Source organism: Kribbella sp. NPDC000426 (genome assembly GCF_040300265.1).
In the GTDB taxonomy this organism is placed as follows: Bacteria; Actinomycetota; Actinomycetes; order Propionibacteriales; family Kribbellaceae; genus Kribbella.
The window spans coordinates 413,000-431,285 of the sequence record NZ_JBEPDK010000002.1 but is presented as its reverse complement, the minus strand read 5'-3'; the positions used below and the strand labels follow the sequence as shown (position 1 = coordinate 431,285).

16 protein-coding genes are annotated in these 18,286 nt (G+C 68.6%); 6 read left to right on the top strand and 10 right to left on the bottom strand.

Annotated features, from left to right (window positions below):
• Positions 1 to 143: 143 nt before the first annotated feature.
• The 3 genes from hrcA to ABT313_RS09885 form a co-directional block, all read right to left on the bottom strand.
• Positions 144 to 1,166, bottom strand: a complete 1,023-nt coding sequence (gene hrcA / locus ABT313_RS09895; RefSeq protein WP_130447330.1) for a heat-inducible transcriptional repressor HrcA — start codon at positions 1,164 to 1,166, stop codon at positions 144 to 146.
• A 113-nt stretch (positions 1,167 to 1,279) separates the two neighbouring features.
• Complete coding sequence (locus tag ABT313_RS09890; protein WP_350850639.1) at positions 1,280 to 2,383, bottom strand: Gfo/Idh/MocA family protein; 1,104 nt, start codon at positions 2,381 to 2,383, stop codon at positions 1,280 to 1,282.
• Complete coding sequence (locus ABT313_RS09885) at positions 2,368 to 3,009, bottom strand: ThuA domain-containing protein (RefSeq protein WP_350850637.1); 642 nt, start codon at positions 3,007 to 3,009, stop codon at positions 2,368 to 2,370. Before ABT313_RS09885 ends, ABT313_RS09890 begins: the two co-directional genes overlap by 16 nt.
• 93 nt (positions 3,010 to 3,102) lie before the next feature.
• Here ABT313_RS09885 and ABT313_RS09880 point away from each other — a divergent pair, with 93 nt between their 5' ends.
• From ABT313_RS09880 to ABT313_RS09865, 4 genes are all read left to right on the top strand, one after another.
• Positions 3,103 to 3,444: an EF-Tu/IF-2/RF-3 family GTPase gene (locus ABT313_RS09880; RefSeq protein ID WP_502883953.1), complete on the top strand. Its 342-nt coding sequence runs from the start codon at positions 3,103 to 3,105 to the stop codon at positions 3,442 to 3,444.
• 10 nt (positions 3,445 to 3,454) lie between these two features.
• Positions 3,455 to 4,225, top strand: a complete 771-nt coding sequence (locus tag ABT313_RS09875; RefSeq protein ID WP_350850636.1) for an MBL fold metallo-hydrolase — start codon at positions 3,455 to 3,457, stop codon at positions 4,223 to 4,225.
• A 129-nt stretch (positions 4,226 to 4,354) separates the two neighbouring features.
• Positions 4,355 to 5,851, top strand: a complete 1,497-nt coding sequence (locus ABT313_RS09870) for an NCS1 family nucleobase:cation symporter-1 (protein WP_350850634.1) — start codon at positions 4,355 to 4,357, stop codon at positions 5,849 to 5,851.
• A complete protein-coding gene (locus tag ABT313_RS09865) occupies positions 5,832 to 6,686 on the top strand; it encodes a DUF3097 domain-containing protein (protein ID WP_350850633.1) in 855 nt (284 codons plus the stop codon). The genes ABT313_RS09870 and ABT313_RS09865 overlap by 20 nt, the downstream gene beginning before the upstream one ends.
• Here ABT313_RS09865 and ABT313_RS09860 read toward each other — a convergent pair.
• Complete coding sequence (locus tag ABT313_RS09860) at positions 6,661 to 9,249, bottom strand: DUF3376 domain-containing protein (protein WP_350850631.1); 2,589 nt, start codon at positions 9,247 to 9,249, stop codon at positions 6,661 to 6,663. The two genes, ABT313_RS09865 and ABT313_RS09860, sit on opposite strands and share 26 nt — an antisense overlap.
• A gap of 117 nt (positions 9,250 to 9,366) precedes the next feature.
• Between ABT313_RS09860 and ABT313_RS09855 the strand changes: the two genes are divergently transcribed.
• Together ABT313_RS09855 and ABT313_RS09850 are read left to right on the top strand one after the other, a co-directional pair.
• The gene (locus tag ABT313_RS09855) at positions 9,367 to 9,930 is read left to right on the top strand and encodes a hypothetical protein (protein WP_350850629.1); all 564 of its coding nucleotides are present in this window, start codon (positions 9,367 to 9,369) and stop codon (positions 9,928 to 9,930) included.
• A 3-nt stretch (positions 9,931 to 9,933) separates the two neighbouring features.
• Positions 9,934 to 10,770, top strand: coding sequence for a hypothetical protein (locus ABT313_RS09850; RefSeq protein WP_350850628.1), 837 nt, complete (start codon positions 9,934 to 9,936; stop codon positions 10,768 to 10,770).
• On the opposite strand, the gene ABT313_RS09845 is transcribed toward ABT313_RS09850, so the two are convergent.
• The 6 genes from ABT313_RS09845 to ABT313_RS09820 form a co-directional block, all read right to left on the bottom strand.
• Positions 10,767 to 11,417 (bottom strand): hypothetical protein, encoded by a 651-nt coding sequence (locus ABT313_RS09845; RefSeq protein WP_350850626.1) that lies wholly within the window; start codon positions 11,415 to 11,417, stop codon positions 10,767 to 10,769. The two genes, ABT313_RS09850 and ABT313_RS09845, sit on opposite strands and share 4 nt — an antisense overlap.
• 87 nt (positions 11,418 to 11,504) lie before the next feature.
• Positions 11,505 to 12,512: a LacI family DNA-binding transcriptional regulator gene (locus tag ABT313_RS09840; protein ID WP_350850624.1), complete on the bottom strand. Its 1,008-nt coding sequence runs from the start codon at positions 12,510 to 12,512 to the stop codon at positions 11,505 to 11,507.
• 105 nt (positions 12,513 to 12,617) lie between these two features.
• Positions 12,618 to 13,943 carry an ABC transporter substrate-binding protein gene (locus ABT313_RS09835; protein ID WP_350850622.1) on the bottom strand — a complete coding sequence of 442 codons (1,326 nt, stop codon included), beginning with the start codon at positions 13,941 to 13,943 and terminating at the stop codon, positions 12,618 to 12,620.
• Positions 13,944 to 14,157: 214 nt separating this feature from the next.
• On the bottom strand, positions 14,158 to 15,249 hold the full coding sequence (locus ABT313_RS09830; protein WP_350850620.1) for a LacI family DNA-binding transcriptional regulator: 1,092 nt from the start codon (positions 15,247 to 15,249) through the stop codon (positions 14,158 to 14,160).
• Positions 15,212 to 17,167 (bottom strand): DUF2264 domain-containing protein, encoded by a 1,956-nt coding sequence (locus ABT313_RS09825; protein WP_350850618.1) that lies wholly within the window; start codon positions 17,165 to 17,167, stop codon positions 15,212 to 15,214. The genes ABT313_RS09830 and ABT313_RS09825 overlap by 38 nt, the downstream gene beginning before the upstream one ends.
• A gap of 32 nt (positions 17,168 to 17,199) precedes the next feature.
• Positions 17,200 to 18,267: a hydroxyacid dehydrogenase gene (locus tag ABT313_RS09820; RefSeq protein ID WP_350850617.1), complete on the bottom strand. Its 1,068-nt coding sequence runs from the start codon at positions 18,265 to 18,267 to the stop codon at positions 17,200 to 17,202.
• Between the last annotated feature and the right edge of the window lie 19 nt (positions 18,268 to 18,286).

Genomic DNA, 18,286 nt, shown 5'->3' with positions numbered 1-18,286 from the left:
AGCGAGGAGGTGCTCGGTGCGGTGCATCGGCGCGCGGGGGCGAAGGGGTCGATGCGGAGCATCGTTCCCTTTGCACCCGTGCGGCGAGGCGCCGTGCCGAGTGCCCCGCAGTAGGCGTTGGACCATCAGACACCCCCCCGTCGTTATGAGTCGGCCAGGATCTGGCTGACGTAGCGGGCGACGGCTCGTACTGCGCCCATTGTGCTCGGGTAATCCATATGGGTCGGGCCGACGATGCCGAGGGTGGCCAGCGCCTCCGACTTGGACCCGTAGCCGGTCGCGACCACCGACGTGGTGGCCAGCTCCTCGAACGGGTTCTCGTGACCGATGCGGACTGTCAGGGTCTGCGGGTTCGTCGCCTCGCCGAGCAGCCGGAGCAGGATGACGTGCTCCTCGAGCGCCTCCAGCACCGGCTTGACGTTGCGCTCGAAGTCGTCGCCGTACCTGGTCAGGTTGGCGGCGCCGCCGACGGCGATCCGCTGCTCACCGACCTCGTCGGTGAAGGCTTCCAGCAGCGTGGTGACGATCGACGCGACCAGCGCCCGGTCACCCGGCGCGAACAGCTCCGGCACGCCGCCCAGCGAGGTCGTCGCGTCGGTGAGGCGCTGTCCGGCAAGGACCGAGTTGAGCCGCGAACGCAGATCGGCGATGAGTTGCTCGTCGACATCGTGCGGGTGCTCGACGATCCGCTGCTCGACCCGGCCGTTGCTGGTGATCAGCACCAGCAACAGCCGGCGCGGGCTCATCGTGACGATCTCGATGTGCCGGACACTCGACCGGTTGAGCGACGGATACTGCACGATCGCAACCTGGCGAGTGATCTGCGCCAGCAGCCGGACGGTACGGCGGACGACGTCGTCCAGGTCGACCGCTCCGGCCAGGAACGACGTGATCGCCTTCTTCTCGGCGACCGAGAGCGTCTTGACCGTGCTCAGCTTGTCCACGAACAGCCGGTACCCGGCGTCGGTCGGGATCCGGCCGGCGCTGGTGTGCGGCTGGGTGATGTACCCCTCCTCCTCCAGCGCGGCCATGTCGTTGCGGACCGTGGCCGGCGAGACGCCGAGGTTGTGCCGATCGACCAGCGCCTTCGACCCGATGGGCTCGTGGGTCGCCACGTAGTCCTCGACGATGGCGCGGAGCACATCCAGCTTGCGGTCGTCCAGCACGCGCACCACCCTCTCTCGATCGACCTTGGCACTCGAAAGTTCCGAGTGCCAGTCTACCGAGCCGTAGTACCCACTCCGCGCACTACGGCGTGGGGCGGGTCTCAGGCTGTGCCTCAGGCGGACTCGGGGGACGCCCCCAACGGTACGGCGGCGGGCCGCTCGACCGTACTCGCGACGTCCACAGGCTGATCCTGGACGGCCGCGTCGAGCAGTGACTCGAGTACGTCGAGCACGTGGTAGGCCAACGCTCCGTCAGCACGATGTGGCTCACCGCGACGAAGCGCCCGCGCCATGTCGGCCACACCGACGCCCCGCCCGGCTCCGGCGTACCCACCGGCGACCGGCACCTCGGTCCAGTCGCGCTGCGCAGCCGTGGCGATCTCGACCGTCCCGTCGAAGCCGTTCGGGTCCGGCACGGACAGGCTGCCGTCGGTCCCGTGTACTTCAATCCGCGGCAGCCGGGCCGCCCACACGTCGAACGACATGAACACGGTCGTCAGCACACCGGACTCGTGCTCCAGTACGCCGGTGACGTGCGTCGGCACCTCCACCGGGAACGTCGTACCCTCCCGCGGCCCGGAGTGGATCTTGCGCTCCTGCTTCGACTGACCGGCGCGCGCGGTGACCCGGCGTACCGGACCGAGCAGGGTGACCAGGCTGGTCACGTAGTACGGGCCCATGTCGAGGACCGGACCGCCACCGGGCTGGTAGTAGAACTCAGGCGCGGGGTGCCACAGCTCGTGGCCCGGCGTGGTGAAGGCCGCGAACGCAGCATGCGGTACGCCGATGTCGCCGCGGTCGATCACCGCACGAGCGGTCTGGGTACCCGTGCCGAGCACGGTGTCCGGTGCGCAGCCGACGCGGAGGCTGTTCGCCGCGGCGTACTTGAGCAGTGGCTCGGCGCCGGTGCGGTCGACGGCCAGCGGCTTCTCGCCGTACACGTGCTTGCCGGCTTCCATCGCGGCCTGGTGCACCGGAGCGTGCGCGGCCGGGATGGTCAGGTTGAGCACGATCTCGACGTCGTCGGAGGCGTACAGCTCGTCCGGGGTGAGGGCGCGGATCCCCTCGTGCTTGTCCGCGATCGCTTCGGCCCGGCTGCGATCCAGGTCGGCCACTGCGACCACGTCGACGCCCGGCAGCTTGGCCAGGTGGTCGAGGTACGTGCCGGAGATGACTCCGGTGCCGACGATGCCGATGTTGGTCACTTGCTCGCCCACAGCAGCCCCCGCTCGATGATCGTGCGGACCTCGGGCGTCTCCAGGTCGTCCAGCTTGTGGCCGACCGTGCAGACGAAGACCTTGCCCTCGCCGTAGGGGCGGGTCCAGATCGCCGGCATCACCGCGCCCTCGATCCACGGGAAGTCCGGGTGCGACTCGAACGTCGTGGTCGCGAGCACGTTGTTGGTCGGGTCGTAGTGCACGTAGTACTGCTCGGTGTGCACGTCGAAGTGCTCGATGCCCTCGACGATCGGGTGCTCCTTCACGATGTCCACGCGGTAGTCGGTGAACCCGTGCGGGTGCGAGATGAACTGCCCGCCGACGATGAAGTTGTAGTCGACGTTCTTGCGGAACGAGTCCGCGATGCCGCCGTGCCAGCCGGCGAACCCGGTACCGCGGCGGATCGCCGCCTCCAGGCCCTTGAAGTGCTCGGGCTCGATCTCGCTCATCGTGACGCACTGCACGACGAGATCGACACCGTCGAGCTCGAGGTAGCTCGCGGTCGTGTCGGAGACCGTGACCTCGTAGCCGTTCTCCTTGAGGAACGGGATGAACAGGTCGGTCGCCTCGACCGGGGAGTGCCCTTCCCAACCGCCCCGGACCACCACAGCACGTCGTGTCGTCACACCGACCACCCTTCGAAAGTTTCGACGTTCCGTTCGGAACACTTGCGAGCCTAAGTCCCGGGGAGAGGGCTTGCCAACAGTTAGGCTCAAGGGATGGGCTGGAAGTTCTGGAAGAAGGACGCCCCGAGCTTTCCTGAAGCGCCGCGGCCGCAGGATGCGTTGCCGGTTGGGTCGTTCGGGATGACGGTCGAGGATGTGTTCTCGATCACCGGACGCGGGACCGTGGTGACCGGCCGGGTGCAGGCCGGCACGGTGTCGGTCGGCGAGCAGGTGCTGCTCAGCCGCGCCGGGCAGCCGATGCTGCAGGTCGAGGTCACCGGTGTCGAGATGTTCCGCAAGATCGTCAAGACCGCGAAGGCCGGCGACAACGTCGGCCTGCTGCTGCGCGGCGTCGAGCGCGACCAGGTGATCAAGGGCGACGTGCTCAGCAAGTAACCTCGGAGCCATGAGTGAGTGGACCGAGATCGGCGACCGCACCTGGGTCCGGCGGTACGACGAATGGGACCTGAACGTCGGCCTGGTCGTCGGCTCCGAGGGCGCGCTGGTCGTCGACACCCGTGCTACCACCGAAGAGGCCGAGCAGCTGCGTGACCACATCCGTGAGCTGACCGACCTGCCGGTCCGTTGGGTCGTCAACACCCACGCCCACTTCGACCACGTCGCCGGCAACAGCGTCTTCACCGACGCAGAGGTCTACCTGCACGAGAACGCGGCCACCGAAGAGAACCTCGCCGGTACGACGTTCGCCGCCGCCAAGGTGATCGACCTCGGCGACCGCCGCGTCGAGCTCCTGTACGTCGGCAACGCGCACACCTCCGGCGACACGGTCGTCGTCGTACCGGATGTCGACGTGACCTTCGTCGGCGACCTGCTCGAGGAGTCGGCGCCCCCGTCGTACGGCGAGGACTCGTTCCCGCTCGAGTGGCCGGACACGATCCAGGCCGTGGTCGGGATGATGACCGCGGCAACCACGATCGTTCCCGGCCACGGCGCGGTTGTCGACATCGAGTTCGCCCGCGACCAGGCGATCGAGCTGGGCAAGGTCGCCAACACGATCTCGACGCTGCACCACGCCGGCACGCCGCTGGACGACGCCCTCAAGCACACCGAGGACTGGCCGTGGCCGGTCGAGAAACTCCAGGACGCGATCCGCCGCGGCTACCGGGCATTGGGTGCGCCGCAGCGCCCGACTCTGCCCTTGCTCGGCCCGGGATGACCCTTTCGGGTAGTTGTCCGTTGACATGACGTCACCTCGTCGCGCAACTTGTTCGGAACGGACATCGCCCGACCGGATGAGGTGGGACCTGTGGCCACTGCTGAGCAGACTGTTCACTCCGATGGACGAGTGGAACTGACCGATCCCGGCGCGCTGGCGAACAGCCCGTACGCGAACGCCGAGCTGGCGCCGACGCGGTTGCCGCAGCGGACCTGGACGACGTACAACTACGCGGCGCTGTGGATGGGGATGGCGCACAACATCCCGAGCTACCTGCTGGCGTCCGGCCTGGTCGCGATCGGGATGAACTGGTTGCAGGCGTTCCTCACGATCACGCTGGGGAACCTGATCGTGCTGGTCCCGCTGCTGCTGAACAGTCACGCGGGAACGAAGTACGGCATCCCGTTCCCGGTGTTCGCGCGGGCGTTCTACGGCGTCCGCGGCGCGAACTTCCCGGCGCTGCTGCGGGCGTTCATCGCCTGCGGCTGGTTCGGGATCCAGACCTGGATCGGCGGCCAGGCGATCTACGTGATCGTCGGCGAGCTGTTCGGCAAGGGCTGGCTGGACGCGTCCGCGGTCGGCGGCCATCCGTGGACGATGTGGCTGAGCTTCGCGTTCTTCTGGGTCCTGCAGATGGTGCTGATCTTCCGCGGTATCGAGGGTCTGCGCCGGTTCGAGAACTGGGCGGCGCCGCTGGTGACGGTCGCGTTCGTGGCGCTGATGGTCGCGATCCTGGTCAAGGCCGGCGGTTTCGGACCGATCCTGTCGCAGCCGTCGAAGCTCGGCTGGGACGCCGACTTCTGGAAGATCTTCGCGCCGTCGCTGATGGGCATGATCGCGTTCTGGGCCACGCTGTCGCTGAACATGCCGGACTTCACCCGGTTCGGTAAGGGCCAGCGGCAACAGGTCTGGGGGCAGATCATCGGCCTGCCGACGACGATGTCGTTCATCGCGCTGGTCTCGATCATCACCACCTCCGGCACGGTCGTGCTGTACGGCTCGGCGATCTGGGACCCGGTCGAGCTCACCCGCCGGTTCGAGAACCCGGTGATCGTCACGATCGGCCTCATCATGGCGATCCTCGCGACGATGTCCTGCAACGTCGCGGCGAACGTCGTGAGCCCGTCGTACGACTTCGCGAACGCATTGCCGCGCTGGCTGAACTTCCGGACCGCGGGTCTGCTCACCGGCGTGATCGGCATCGTGATCCAGCCATGGCGGCTGATCTCGGACCCGTCGATCTACATCTTCGTCTGGTTGTCGTTCTACGGCGGTCTGCTCGCCTCGGTGGCCGGCGTGCTGATCGCGGGGTACTGGCTGATCGATCGGACCAACCTGTTCCTCGCCGACCTCTATCAGCCGGGAGGCCGCTACTGGTACGCCGCCGGCTGGAACTGGCGCGGTGTCGTCGCAACGCTGCTCGGTTCACTGCTCGCCGTCGGCGGCGCGTACTCGAACCCGGGCGCCGGCCCGTTCCCGGCCGACGGCCTGATCCCGTTCCTCAAACCGCTCTACGACTACTCGTGGGCGGTCGGCCTGGTCGTCGGCTTCCTCGCGTACTTCGCGCTCACACTCACCGCGCCGAGCCGCCAGTCGTCCGCGTCGCATGCCGCTCCCAGTTATTAGAGTTGGGCGGGTGGCTGACAGGTATGGGAACGACGTACTCAGTGGGGACTGGCGCAAGCCGAAGAACGGGCGGACCGTCGAGGTCGAGATCGAGAAGGGGATGGTCGTCGAGGAGCCCACGTCGGGGTTCGTCGGCGCGATCGTGCGCTGGGAGCACGGCGTCGTCGACCTCGAGGACCGGCACGGCAAGATCCGCACGTACCCGCTCGGTCCGGGCTTCTGGATCGACGGCAAACCGGTCAGCCTGAAGCCGCCGAAGAAGGCCGGCCCGCCGAAGAAGACCCGGACCGCGTCCGGCTCGGTCGCGGTCGACAACGTCCGCGCCAAGGTCGCGCGCGCCAGCCGGATCTACGTCGAGGGCCGGCACGACGCCGAGCTGGTCGAGAAGGTCTGGGGCGACGACCTGCGGATCGAGGGCGTCGTGGTCGAGTACCTCGAGGGCGTGGACGACCTGGTCGAGATCGTCAACCGGTTCCAGCCCGCGCCCGGCCGGCGGCTCGGCGTACTGGTCGATCACCTGGTCGAGGGCTCGAAGGAATCGAAGATCGCCGCGCAGGTCAGCAACCGGTACGTGCGGGTCGTCGGCCACCCGTTCATCGACATCTGGGAAGCGGTGAAGCCGTCGTCGGTCGGGATCAAGGCCTGGCCGCGGATCCCGCACGGTCAGGACTGGAAGAAGGGCGTGCTGCAGTCGTTCGGCTGGCCGGCCACCGACCAGGCCGACGTGGCCGCGGCCTGGAAGCACATCCTGTCGAAGGTGAACAGCTTCGCCGATCTCGACCCGGCCGTGCTCGGCCGGGTCGAGGAGCTCATCGATTTCGTGACTCTGGACTGATCGCCGGCATCCGCCGCTCGAGCCACGCGCGGATCCGCCGGCGGGCCCGTCGTACGTACCACGTCACCACGCCGAGGACGGCGCTCAACGCAAGCACTGCCCCGGCCAGGAGCGCCGCGATGAGGCGTACGGCGTCGACGGTGCCGGCCAGGATCAGCAGCACGATACCGACCACAGCTGTTGCCACAGGCAACCATGGCTCGAAGATCTGCGGCCGGTGCGCCGGGCTCAGCTTCGCGCCGCGAACCATCCGCTCCCAGGCCGTCTGCCGGGCCGGCTCGGTGAACCAGCGCGCCGTCCGTAACAACCAGGATCCGGGTTGATGCTTGCGGCCCGCGGCCGCCTTCACCCAGTTGCCGACCTCGGGGCCGAGGCCGGACGAGACATCGACCATCCGGTCGGCGATGCCCTTGGTGATCGCGCGGCCCTCGGGTGACGCGTTGAGCTCGTTGCGCATGGTCACCAACGCGCCCATCCCGGCGTCGACCGGGAAGTCCTTGGCCAGCCGCTCGATCCGCTCGGCGACCGCGTCGATCTCCCAGCCCTCGGCCTGCAGCACCTGCCGCTGGGTCTCGCGGATCCAGTCGGAGTCCGCGCCGAGCATCGTGCCCAGGTGCGCGACGCAATGCAGGCGGCCCATCAACCAGTCCCACCGCCGCCAATCCGCCGCACCGAACGCGCCGAAGTGCCCGACCTGGCTGCCGTAGAGGATGCGCTCGCTGAGCTGGTTCGCGATCGAGCCTTCCTGCAGCTCGTCGAGCACGGCGAGTGGAATGTCCGGCCCGAGCCGGAGGAACTGGAACGGCGCGCTGCGCTGCTGCGGAGTGCGCGCCGACGTACAGCGCGAGACGATCTCCACCTCGAGCGCCGTGTCGACGAGCTCCCAGCCGACGACCGTGACCACCTCGGCGAACGCGTCACCGAGCGCCCGCTGGATCTGCAACTTCTCGAAGATGTCGTTCAACCCGACCGCGACCGCCTCCGCGCCGCCGGCCGGTCGCAGGTCCAGATGCGCCGCGGCCAGCTCGACATCGAGAGCGTCGCGGACGGCCTGGACCTTCATCAGGCAATCGCTTGCGGCAGTCAGCCGCTTGTCCAGCTCCGCGCGCTCGGCGTGCGTGGCCTGCGTGATCCGGTTCCGCAGCCAACGCAGGATCAGCCGGACGATGCGCTCGGCCGCGCCGGTCCCCCACAGCCAGCTCGGGTTGCCGTCGGCATCGTCGCGGACGGCGGTCGTCGAACCGTCCGGTCCCGGCACCCACGGATGCTCTGTCGCGAGGATCTCGTCGATCTGCGGCTCCGACAACGCGGTTGCGGCGTCCAGCACGGTCGACTGGTCGTGGCTCGCGATCGTCACCGCCTCCCAGACCCCGCCGGCCGCACGCCCTCGCGAGTACGTCGGTTGCAGAGCGGTCGCCGCCGCCTTCAACCGGGCTCGCTCCTCTGGTTGCTTCAGGCAACGGTCGAAGAGCCGCTGGGTGTCGGACCAGGACGCGTCGGCCTCCAGCAGCAGCCGCTCGAGCTGCTCGACATCGGACCGGAAGTCGACCTCGCGCGGGAACTGGACCGCGGACAACGCGGCCACCCGCCAGCTCGGCTCCTTCGCACCGGGCAACGCGGTCGCCGCATGCCCGATCCCGGCGGACGGCACGACGTACAGCACGTAGCGCGTCGCCTTGCCGGTCACCGGCCGGCGGGCGACGACGTCGAGCACGGGACCGAACGGCGCGTTGTCGAGCACGCCGCCGTCCACCAGCCACGACCCCGCCTCGGCCGGGCCGGGCTGGATCCGCGGCGGGCTCGCGGCCAGCTCGGGTGTCTCGAGCACCGGACCGAACGCGGCCGGGAACGAAGCGGATGCCCGCGCCGCTCGCGCGAGCAGCTCGGTGTCCTTCAACCCGTTCGTGTCCTTGACCGAGAACTTGCGCTTGGCCCCGTCGTACGTCGGGGCGTCCTCGCTCGTGAACCCGTAGAGGTAGCGATGGTCCGGCACGACGAAGGCCTGGCCGGCCGCGTCCTTGGCCTTGAACTGCTGCACACCCAGCCCGGACGCTGTGACGAACAACGTCACCGGCTCTTCGGCGTCGCTGTCACCGGCGTCGGCCACGCCCTTGAGCAGGTCCTCGAGCTGCTGCAGGAAGTACTTGCCGTCGAGCACCGAGGTCGACTTCACGCCGGCCGACGGGACCAGCTTGCCGACGTCGAGCGAGCCGAGCGCGACCCACTTCTGCCGCAGCCAGGGACCTGTCTCATCGCCCGAGTCACCGTCGGGGTCCAGCGTCGAACCGTTCGCGATCGCTGTCGCCAGCAACGAACCGTTCAGCCCGCCGGCGCTCGTGCCGGCGATCACGTCGACCACCACGCGCCGCCGCTCCTCACCCCGGTGGCACAGCTCCCGCCAGCGGTCGGCGAGGACCGCGTCGTACGGCTGGGACTGCGGCGCGTCGGACCCGCCGGACGCACGCCGGATCAGATCCAGCTCGTGCGTCACCCCGCCCATCCAGACCGCGAGGCTGACACCGCCGTTCAGAACCAGCGCGATCCGGATCTCGTGGTCGGTCATTCAGGTCCCCCCTTTGTCCATAGGGATATCACGGATGCACCGTTGTCGCAGCGGAGAGTGAACAAAAGGTTGTCGCCGTCTGCACAGAGGGTCATTCTGGGTCCTGGGGTGGTTGTCATGCGTGCGTTGGTCGCGTTCGTCGCGGTGCCGGTCCTGTTGCTGACGGGATGCTCGTCGAGCGACGGGGGTACGCCGACGCCTGTCGTCACCGCGACCGCCGACGACACCACCGAACCGGCGCCCGAACCGACCGATACCGAGTCGACCCAACCGGAACAGAAACAGCCGTCGATCAGCATCGCCTCGCTCCCGGTCGGCGGCGCGTCCGTCGACGACCTGCATCCGAACTGCTACTCGGTCAGCTTGACCGACACGTCACTCCCGGCCGGCGTCACGATCGAGTTGGGCTCGGCAACCTTCAACCCCGAGGGGATCTTCGGGGCCGACCAGCAGTCCTGCCCCGACAACCTTCCGGCTTGTGCCGGCTTTCGGTGGACAACCGACCAGCACGACACCTGCTACGTCGGTGTCCGCCAGCTCGTCAGCTCCGGCAGTACCACCCTCCAGGTCCCGGGCGAGGCCACGTGCGAGAGTCAGTCCGACTGCGACAGTCTGCTCGGTCGGAGCGGTAGCCAGATCGTCCTGACAGCCTTGCCGGCCGAGACCCCCGACGGCGGCTGACGGATGGCCGACGAAGGTTCGCAGGCCGAACGCTGGATCAGGTTCGCCGCCGGCATCATCACGCCGGTGACGCTGCTCAGTGCGCTGCTGTTCTACTTCGGGTACGTCTCCTCACGGTCGCAGTACGAGTACTTCGGGATCGACGTCGACACGATCGGCCTCAGCACGCAGGACTACGTGATGCGCAGCCCGCAACCGCTGCTCGTCCCGCTCCTGGTGATCACGTTGCTCGCGGTGGCCGCTCTTCTTCTGCACAACGCGATCCATCCGACGCCCACCGCAGTACGTCGCGCCGCCCGCGTCGCCGTGCTGGTCCTCGTCCTGGGCGTCGCGGGTCTCCTCGCGTATCCGCTCATCGGCCAGATGCCGTACTACGCGCTGATCATCCCCGCCGTGATCGGTTTCTCCGCCGCGGCCCTTGCCTACCTCACCTATCTCCGCCGTAAGGCCGACCCGACCCTCGGTCCGCAACGCGTACTTATCGCACTGCTCGCCGTCGCCACGGTCACCTGCGCCTTCTGGGCAACCGCGACCACAGCGCAGTACTCCGGCCGTGGTCTGGCCCGCGCCGACGCCCGCGACCTCAACCGCTTCCCGGTCGTCATCCTCGACACCAAGGAGAGGCTGGCCCTCCGCTCCCCAGGCATCGAGGAAACCACCCTCCGCGCCGGCACCGGCCAAACCTTCAACTACCGCTACCGCGGCCTGCGCCTACTGGTAGTAGGCCAGAACCGCCTCTTCCTCGTCCCCCAGACCTGGTCCGCCTCCAACACCACCGTCGTCATCCCCTTCGACAACTCCGTCCGCGTCCAGTTCCAGTTCCAGAACGACCCGCCCTAACCGCCCACCTCGGTCCCGGTGCTGACACTCGCGACGCCGGGTAGCCGCTGATCGCTTGCCGACTTCGGGACCATCCGCGCAAGCGCCTTCGGCATCGGCCCGACCTGTTGGACCCGCACCTCGGCGCCGGCCGTGACCACCGCGAACGACCCTTCAGCCGGCACCAGGTCCGGCAGCGCGATGTCGTGAACGCCTGCCGCGAGTTCACCGTCGAACACCACGGACGAGGTGCTGCTCGGCTCGGGCGGCGTCCAGGAGGTCATCCAGAACGCGTCGACGGTGACCCGTACGGCGTCCGCCAGCGTGACCCTGAGGATCCTGCTTTCCTCGATGTACTCGACGTCCACCTCCTGCTCTCCGCGGGTCGCCACGTCGACCTGGGCCGCGATCACCCCCGGGATCCCGACCAGCCCTTGGACGATCGTGAGCGCGGCGTTCCGCTTGCCGAGCTCCGCCCTCAAGTCCTCCTTCGTGTCCGGCGGCACCATCCCGCCGAACACCAGTACGTCCAGCGCGCCGACGTCGTAGTCGTCGAGCACCCGGTCGAACTGATTGGTCGCATCCGCGCGGTACCCGTCCGCCCGCAACAGCTCCACCGTTGCTTCCAGCACGCTCGGACTACGTCCCACCACAAGCACACTCTTCATCCGGACTCCCCAGGTTATGTTGGCTGCGCCAACGTTGGCACTACCAACATATACACCGCACACAAGCGCGCCGGCGACCGGGCACCGTCACGCGCTGTCGCGGATGATCAGTTCGGTGTTGTAGATCTCCGGGCTGGTGAGGTGCGCCCCACCGATCTTCGCCAGGAGGATCTCGGCCAGGCGGGCGCCGAGCTGTTCGACCGGCTGGCGGACGGTGGTGAGCTTGGGCGTCGTCGTGGTGGCCAGGACCGAGTCGTCGAAGCCGACCACCGCGACATCCGCAGGCACCCGACGTCCATGCTCGGACAGCACCCGGAGCGCAGCAGTCGCCATCAGGTCCGACGCGACGAACAACCCGTCGAGATCGGGATGCGCGTCCAGCAACCGCAGCGTCGCCTGCTCGCCGCCGTCGGCGGTGAAGTCGCCGTACTCGATGAGGGCCGGCAACCCAGCTTCCTTCATCACGTCCTTGTAGCCGGTCAACCGATCGAGCCCGGCCGTCATGTCCAACGGCCCGGCGACGGTCGCGACCTTGCTTCGCCCGATCGCCAGCAGATGCTCGACCCCGGTCCGCGCACCGGCCACGTTGTCCACGTCGACGCTGGCCACCGGTACGTCGACCCCGAGCGGCCGCGCGCTGAAGACGATCGGCAGTGGCAACTGCGCGATCTCTTGCAGTACGTTGTCGCGCCCGTGGTGGCTGATGATGATCGCGCCGTCCACATGCCCGCCGCGCAAGTACCGGATGAAGCGCTGGTCGTCACCCTCGGCCGGCTCGATCAGCAGCACGAGCTGCGACGACGTCGGCGCCAGCGTCCGGCTGACCCCGCTGAGCATGCCGGCGAAGAACGGGTCCGAGAACACCCGGGTGTCCGGCTCCGGTACGACGATCGCCACCGAATCCGTACGGCGGGTCACCAGCGCACGAGCCGCCCGGTTCGGTACATACCCCAACTGCCGGATCGCCTGCTCGACCGCGGCGACCGTCTCCGGCAACACCTTCGGCGAACCGTTCACGACCCGCGAGACCGTTGCCCGCGACACCCCGGCGACCGCCGCAACCTGTTCCAGTGTCGGAGAACCAGACCCGTCCATCGGCCCTCCTCGGCTGTCGATCGGCCTGCGTTCACACGGTAGTACGTCCTAGGTCGAACGCGCGTCAGCCGTTGGCAACCCGCCGGGGCGTGTTGACAGATTTCTTCAGTTCCCGACCCGGGTGTCCGCGACCTTCTCGGCCTGGTCGACAGCCTGCGCCCAGGCCGCGGCCGACGACTGCTTGCCGCTGTCGACCCGGGACAGCGCGGCGCTGAAGATCTGGTTGATCTCGCCGTCGCGGGGACCCTTGTGCTGCTTGAGGATCACGTTGCGGGCCCGGTTGACGAAGATCTGCCCGACCGGAGCCTTGTTGAAGTACGGATTGACCTGCGACTTCACCTGCGGGTCGTTGTACGCGTCGAGCGTCGACGGGAACGAACCGATCTTCTTGAACACCTTCACCTGCTGCTCGGGCGCGGTCAGCCAGGCGGCCAGCTTCGCGGCCTCCTCCGGCTGGGCCGACTGGATCGGCACGGTCAGGTACGAGCCGCCCCAGTTGCCGCCGCCACCGGGGAAGACATCGGCGACGTCCCACTTGCCCTTGCCGAAGCTGCCCGCGTTGTCCTGGATCACCCCGAGCAGCCAGCCCGGGCACGCCATCGTCGCGAACTTGTCGGTGCGGAAGGCCGCGTTCCACTCGTCGCTCCAGGCGACCAGCCCGGCCGACAGACCGTCCCTGCTCCCGGCGACGACCTGGTCCCAGGTCTTCTTCAGCCGCGGGTTCTCGCCGGCGAGGAAGCGATCCTGGTTCGAGTAGTACGCCTGGATCAGCTGGTTGCGCATCGCCTCCCAGGTGAGGACGGCCGAGTCGTACCACGCCGAGCCCTTCACCTTCTCCTTGAACTTGCGCCCGGTCGCGAAGTACGACGGCCAGTCCTGGAACAGCTTCGCGACCTCCGTCCGGTCCGTCGGCAGCCCGGCCTTCGCGAACAGGTCGCGCCGGTAGCAGATCGCCTCCGGGCCGATGTCGGTCCCGTACCCGATGATCCTGCCGTCCTGCGTGGTCGCACCGGCCACCTTCCAGTCGAGCCAGCGGTCCTTCAGGTCGTTCGCGCCGTACTGCCGCAGGTCGACGAACTTGTCGGCCTTGGCCAGGTACTTGTAGATCCAGCTGACCTCCATCGCCTCGATGTCGGCCAGGCCGGTCCCGGACGCCAGGTTCGAGTCCAGGTTCTTGACGTGGTCGTCGACGGTCTTGGCGTGCTGCTCGACGATCGTGATGTTCGGATGCGCGGCCTCGTACTCGGTGTAGAGGTCGTCGTACCCGAACTCGTTGAAGGTCGCGATGGTCAGCTTGATCTTCGGCCCGTCCGTCTTGGCGGCGGTCGGATCGGAGGAACTGGAACCACCGCCGCAGGCCGCGGTGACGAGCAGGACCGCGGCGCAGGCCAGCAGTCCGGCGATGGGGCGGTAGCGGGCGCTGGGCCGCATGTGACGTGCTCCCTGGAACTTGGACGGAGTTGAGAGCGCTCTCGGATCGCGAAAGTGACCTGAGTCTCAAACGCCCGAACCGGATATGTCAAGCACTCCCCGGTCACGCTGAGACACGAGCCCCACAAGGTCCTGACATAGTGTCACCGCTGATCACGCTGCGAATCACGACGATCACCGAGGGAAGCGCAGACTGGGAGTTAGCTGTGAGTGATCACCGCGGCGGGCCGACCGAGTCCCGGACCACGACGACGGTCCCGAGCGTGGTCATCGGCTGCTGGTGCGCGAACGGGTCCGCGTTCGGCTCCTGCCCGGCCAGCCCGGCCCGGACCGCGGCGCGGCCGAGCTCCTCCAGCGGCACCCGGACGGTGGTCAGCGCCGGCTGCAGTTCGGTCGCCACCGGTACGTCGTCGTAGCCGACCACCGAGATGTCGCCGGGGATGCTGAGGCCGCGCTCGCGCAGGGCGACGTACGCACCGGCGGCGACGATGTCATTGGCGGCGAAGATCGCGGTGAAGTCGAGATCGTCGTCGAGCGCGCGAAGGGTCTGCTGGTAGCCCCACTGGCGGCCGAACGCGCCGGTGCGGACCAGGGCCGGATCGTGCTCGAGCTTGCGGGCGGCGAACGCCTGGCGGAAGCCCTCCAGGCGAGCGGTCGTCGTCGACAGCGTGGTCGGGCCGCCGAGGTACAGGATCTTCGTGTGGCCGGCGCTGAGCAGGTGATCGGTGATCGCCGCGGCGCCGCCGACATTGTCGTACTCGACCGCGTACGCCGGTACGCCGGCCTCGAGCCCCGGCCGGCCACATAGGACGAGGCTGGAGCCGTTGTTCGCGAGCTGACGAGCGCGCTGCCCGACGGCCGCGAAGTACTCCTTGTCCTCGACCGCGCCGCCGACCAGGATCACCGCGTCGGCGCGCTGCTCGAGGAGCAGGTCGACGAAGCGGAGCTCGGCGGATTCGCCGCCCTGCGTCGAGCAGACGAGGCAGAGGCGGCCGGACGCGAGCGCCTCGGCCTGGACGCCGCGAGCGATGTAGGCGAAGAACGGGTCGACGATCTCGCTGACGACGATGCCGACGACGCGGGTGGTCGAGCCGGCCAGGGCGCGGGCGTGCGCGTTGGCGACGTACCCGAGGTCACGCATCGCTCGTTCGACCGCGGCGCGGGTCGAGGCCGCGACCGGATAGTTGCCGTTGACAACACGGGAGACGGTCGCGGTGGAGACGCCGGCGCGGGCGGCGACGTCGCGGATGGTGCGGGCCGACTCGGGGTCACGCCGGCGCGCCCGCGACCGCGGCTGCTCCGCCATCCCCCACCTCCTCGCCGAGTCGTACGCCGGCCGTCGTACCGTCCGCGAACCGCAGCCGTACGTCGAGCCCGTCGACCGCGACGTCGATGCTCTCGGCCACCGCCTCCGGCCAGACCGTGTCGCCGGACAGTACCACCGCCGACACCAGCACCCGCGCACCTCTGCCGTCGTGCTGAGCCTCCAGGTACGGCGTCGCCGAGTGCGGCCCGAACGCATTCGAGTCCAACCCACGCCGGACGGCTGCGCTGTCGTACCCGTGCAACCCGACCACCACACTCGTCAGCCGATCCACACGCGTCGCCTGCGCCCACATTCCGGTTGCACTCACCTGAGGTCGCTCAACCCCTGCCACCGCATACCCGCCGTGCCTCACCACCCCCTCCGGCCCGTCGACCAACACACACCGAACCTCAACCCGCCCCCAAACCACACTCACCACCTCAAACCGAGCCTCCCCTGCTTCCCACCACGACGCCGCCTGCCCTCCCGTCACCCGCAGGCGCCGAATACTCCGCCGCTGCTCAAGTAAGCCGTCGGCGCCGAAAAGCGAGAGGTGGTTGTCGAGGTGCCCCCAACCGCAGTCGGAGACCTGAGCGCGACCGGCGTGCGCTACACCCCTGCCGTCTCCGACCTGCCCAGCACCCCCGGCACCCTCGCCACCCCCAGCACAGCCCGCAGACACGGTGCGCTCGGGGGCTTCGGTTAGTTCTGGGGCTGTGTGGGTTGAGTAGGCGAGGCGGTTGTAGTGGGGGTCGCCTTCTCCGCCGTGGTCGCTGCCGTGGTTGAGAAGGCGGACTATGCCGTCGTGTTTGGTGGACTGGATGAGGAAGCCGGGGGCAGGCATCGGGCGGAGCTGGTCGCGCTCGTCCAGGGGTAGAGCCGATTCGCGGACGGTCCAGACCTCGTGGTCGGCGGGGAGCAACAGGCCGAGGAAACCTTTGGAGGCCCAGTACGGAGAGCCGGGTCCGGAGTACGGCTGGGTGGTGGGCAGGAAGTGGTGGTGCCAGCCAAGGGTGAGCAGGCCGCGTTCGTCAGGTACGCCGTGGTCGACGAAGTGGCGCAGAGTCCCCGAGCACAGGCGACGGGTCTGCCCAGGAGCCAGCGGAGTCGCGTCGAGGAGCGCACCCATCCAGTACGGCGCGACGGTAGCCATCCGGTAGCAAAGCGACCGCCCGAAGTGGATCGGCGCCCCGTCCGTGCCGGTGAGGTGCACCGCGTCCTCGAGGAACCGGTGCAGCCGTTCCCTGTAGACAGCAAGGCGACCATCCGCGGACGGACCGGCCATGCGGGTCCACAGCCCCGGGTACAGGTGCATCGCCCAGCCGATGTAGTGGTCGAAGTTCTGCCCGTCACCATCGGAGTACCAGCCGTCCCCGACGTACCAGTCCTCGATCCGATCGAGCCCCGCGTCAATGTCGTCCTGCGAGTACGGCGCACCAACGGACGCCACGAACTGCTCGCCGACCACCTGGAACAACCGCCAGTTGTTGTCCCACGTCCGCGACCCGACGAACCCGCTCAACCAGTCGACCACCTTCTCCTGCTCGCGTACGTCGAGCCTGTCCCACAGCCACGTCCGCGACTCGTGCAACCCGACCGCGATCGCCGCCGCCTCCACCATCTGCTGCGAACACGGCGTCAACCGCGGCCACTCACCCGCCGCACCCGCCACCAGCCCGCGCGCGTACCGCTCGACCAACCGCTCATCGCCGTCCGTCGCCGCGATCCGGAACGCAGCCAGCAGAAACGACCGAGCAAACCCCTCCAACCCGTCGCAGTCGGCCCCCGACCAACTCCCCCGCCCCGGCAACCGCACCTGCGCCCCGCTGCCCGAGAACCAAGGCACCAGCGAGTCGAGCAACTGATCAGCCACCGCCAGCCAGGTCTCCCGCGTATACCCGGTCCGAGGAGACAACATGCGGTCAGGCGCGGGCAGCCGCATGCTCCGGGTCATGCGATCCGCCCGAGGTCATCACGATGGATGGGATGACCGAGCGGCTGACCCTTCGCCAGACGTTCGATCTCCGCCACCGCAGCCTCGCCGAGGCGGGTCGTTTCGTTGCCCATAGCACCGGCCAGGTGCGGCGTGATGAACACGTTGGGGGCCTGCAGCAACGGCGAGCCAGGCGGCAGCGGTTCAGGATCCGTCACGTCCAGTACGGCGTCCAGCCGGCCGGAGACACACTCGCGCTCGAGGGCCGCGTGATCCACCAGCGCACCACGCGCAGTGTTGATCAGGACGGCACCGTCCGGCATTGCCGAGAGCAACTCCGCCGAGACCAGTCCGCGAGTCTCCGGCAGCAGTGGCGCGTGCACCGTGACGATATCGCTCGCGGAGAAGAGCGTCGGCAGGTCGCACCACCGAGCACCCAGCTCGGCAGCCTCCAAGGGACTCAGATACGGGTCGCTCACAAGGACATTCACGTCGAGCGACTGCAGTTTCGAGATCACCAGGCGCCCGATCCGCGACGCACCGAGTACGCCGACCGTCGTACCCAGCGTCCCCAGAATCGGTGCCCCCAGCAACGGTCGCTTAACCCCTGACCCCTGGAACCATTCGCGGTGCCGGAACGCCCGCTTCGCTGCCAGCACGATCGCCGCCAGCGTGAACTCCGCAACCGGGATCGCATTCGCCGCGGCCGCCGACGACACCTCGATCCCCCGCTCGAACACCACCGGATCCACGAACGTCTTGATCGTCCCGGCCGCATGCACGATCGCCCGCAACTTGGGCGCAGCGTCCAGTACGTCGGCAGTGATCCGCGGACACCCCCACCCCGTCAACAGCACCTCCGCCGCCGCCAACTCGTCCGCCACGTCCGCGAACGACTCCACCAACCGCGGCCGGCATTCCGCGCCGACCTCGAGTACGCCGCCGGAATCCGCCGGGCCCAGGCCGAGCAGCTCCACGACCGCCGTAAGACGATCCCGGACAGGCGCGGTGATCACCTCTGACCAGGTTTCCGCGGGCATGGCAACGAGCGTGCGCAGACGCGGGACAGGGTGCTGGTTCGGCACGGATCACTCCTAGTAAACG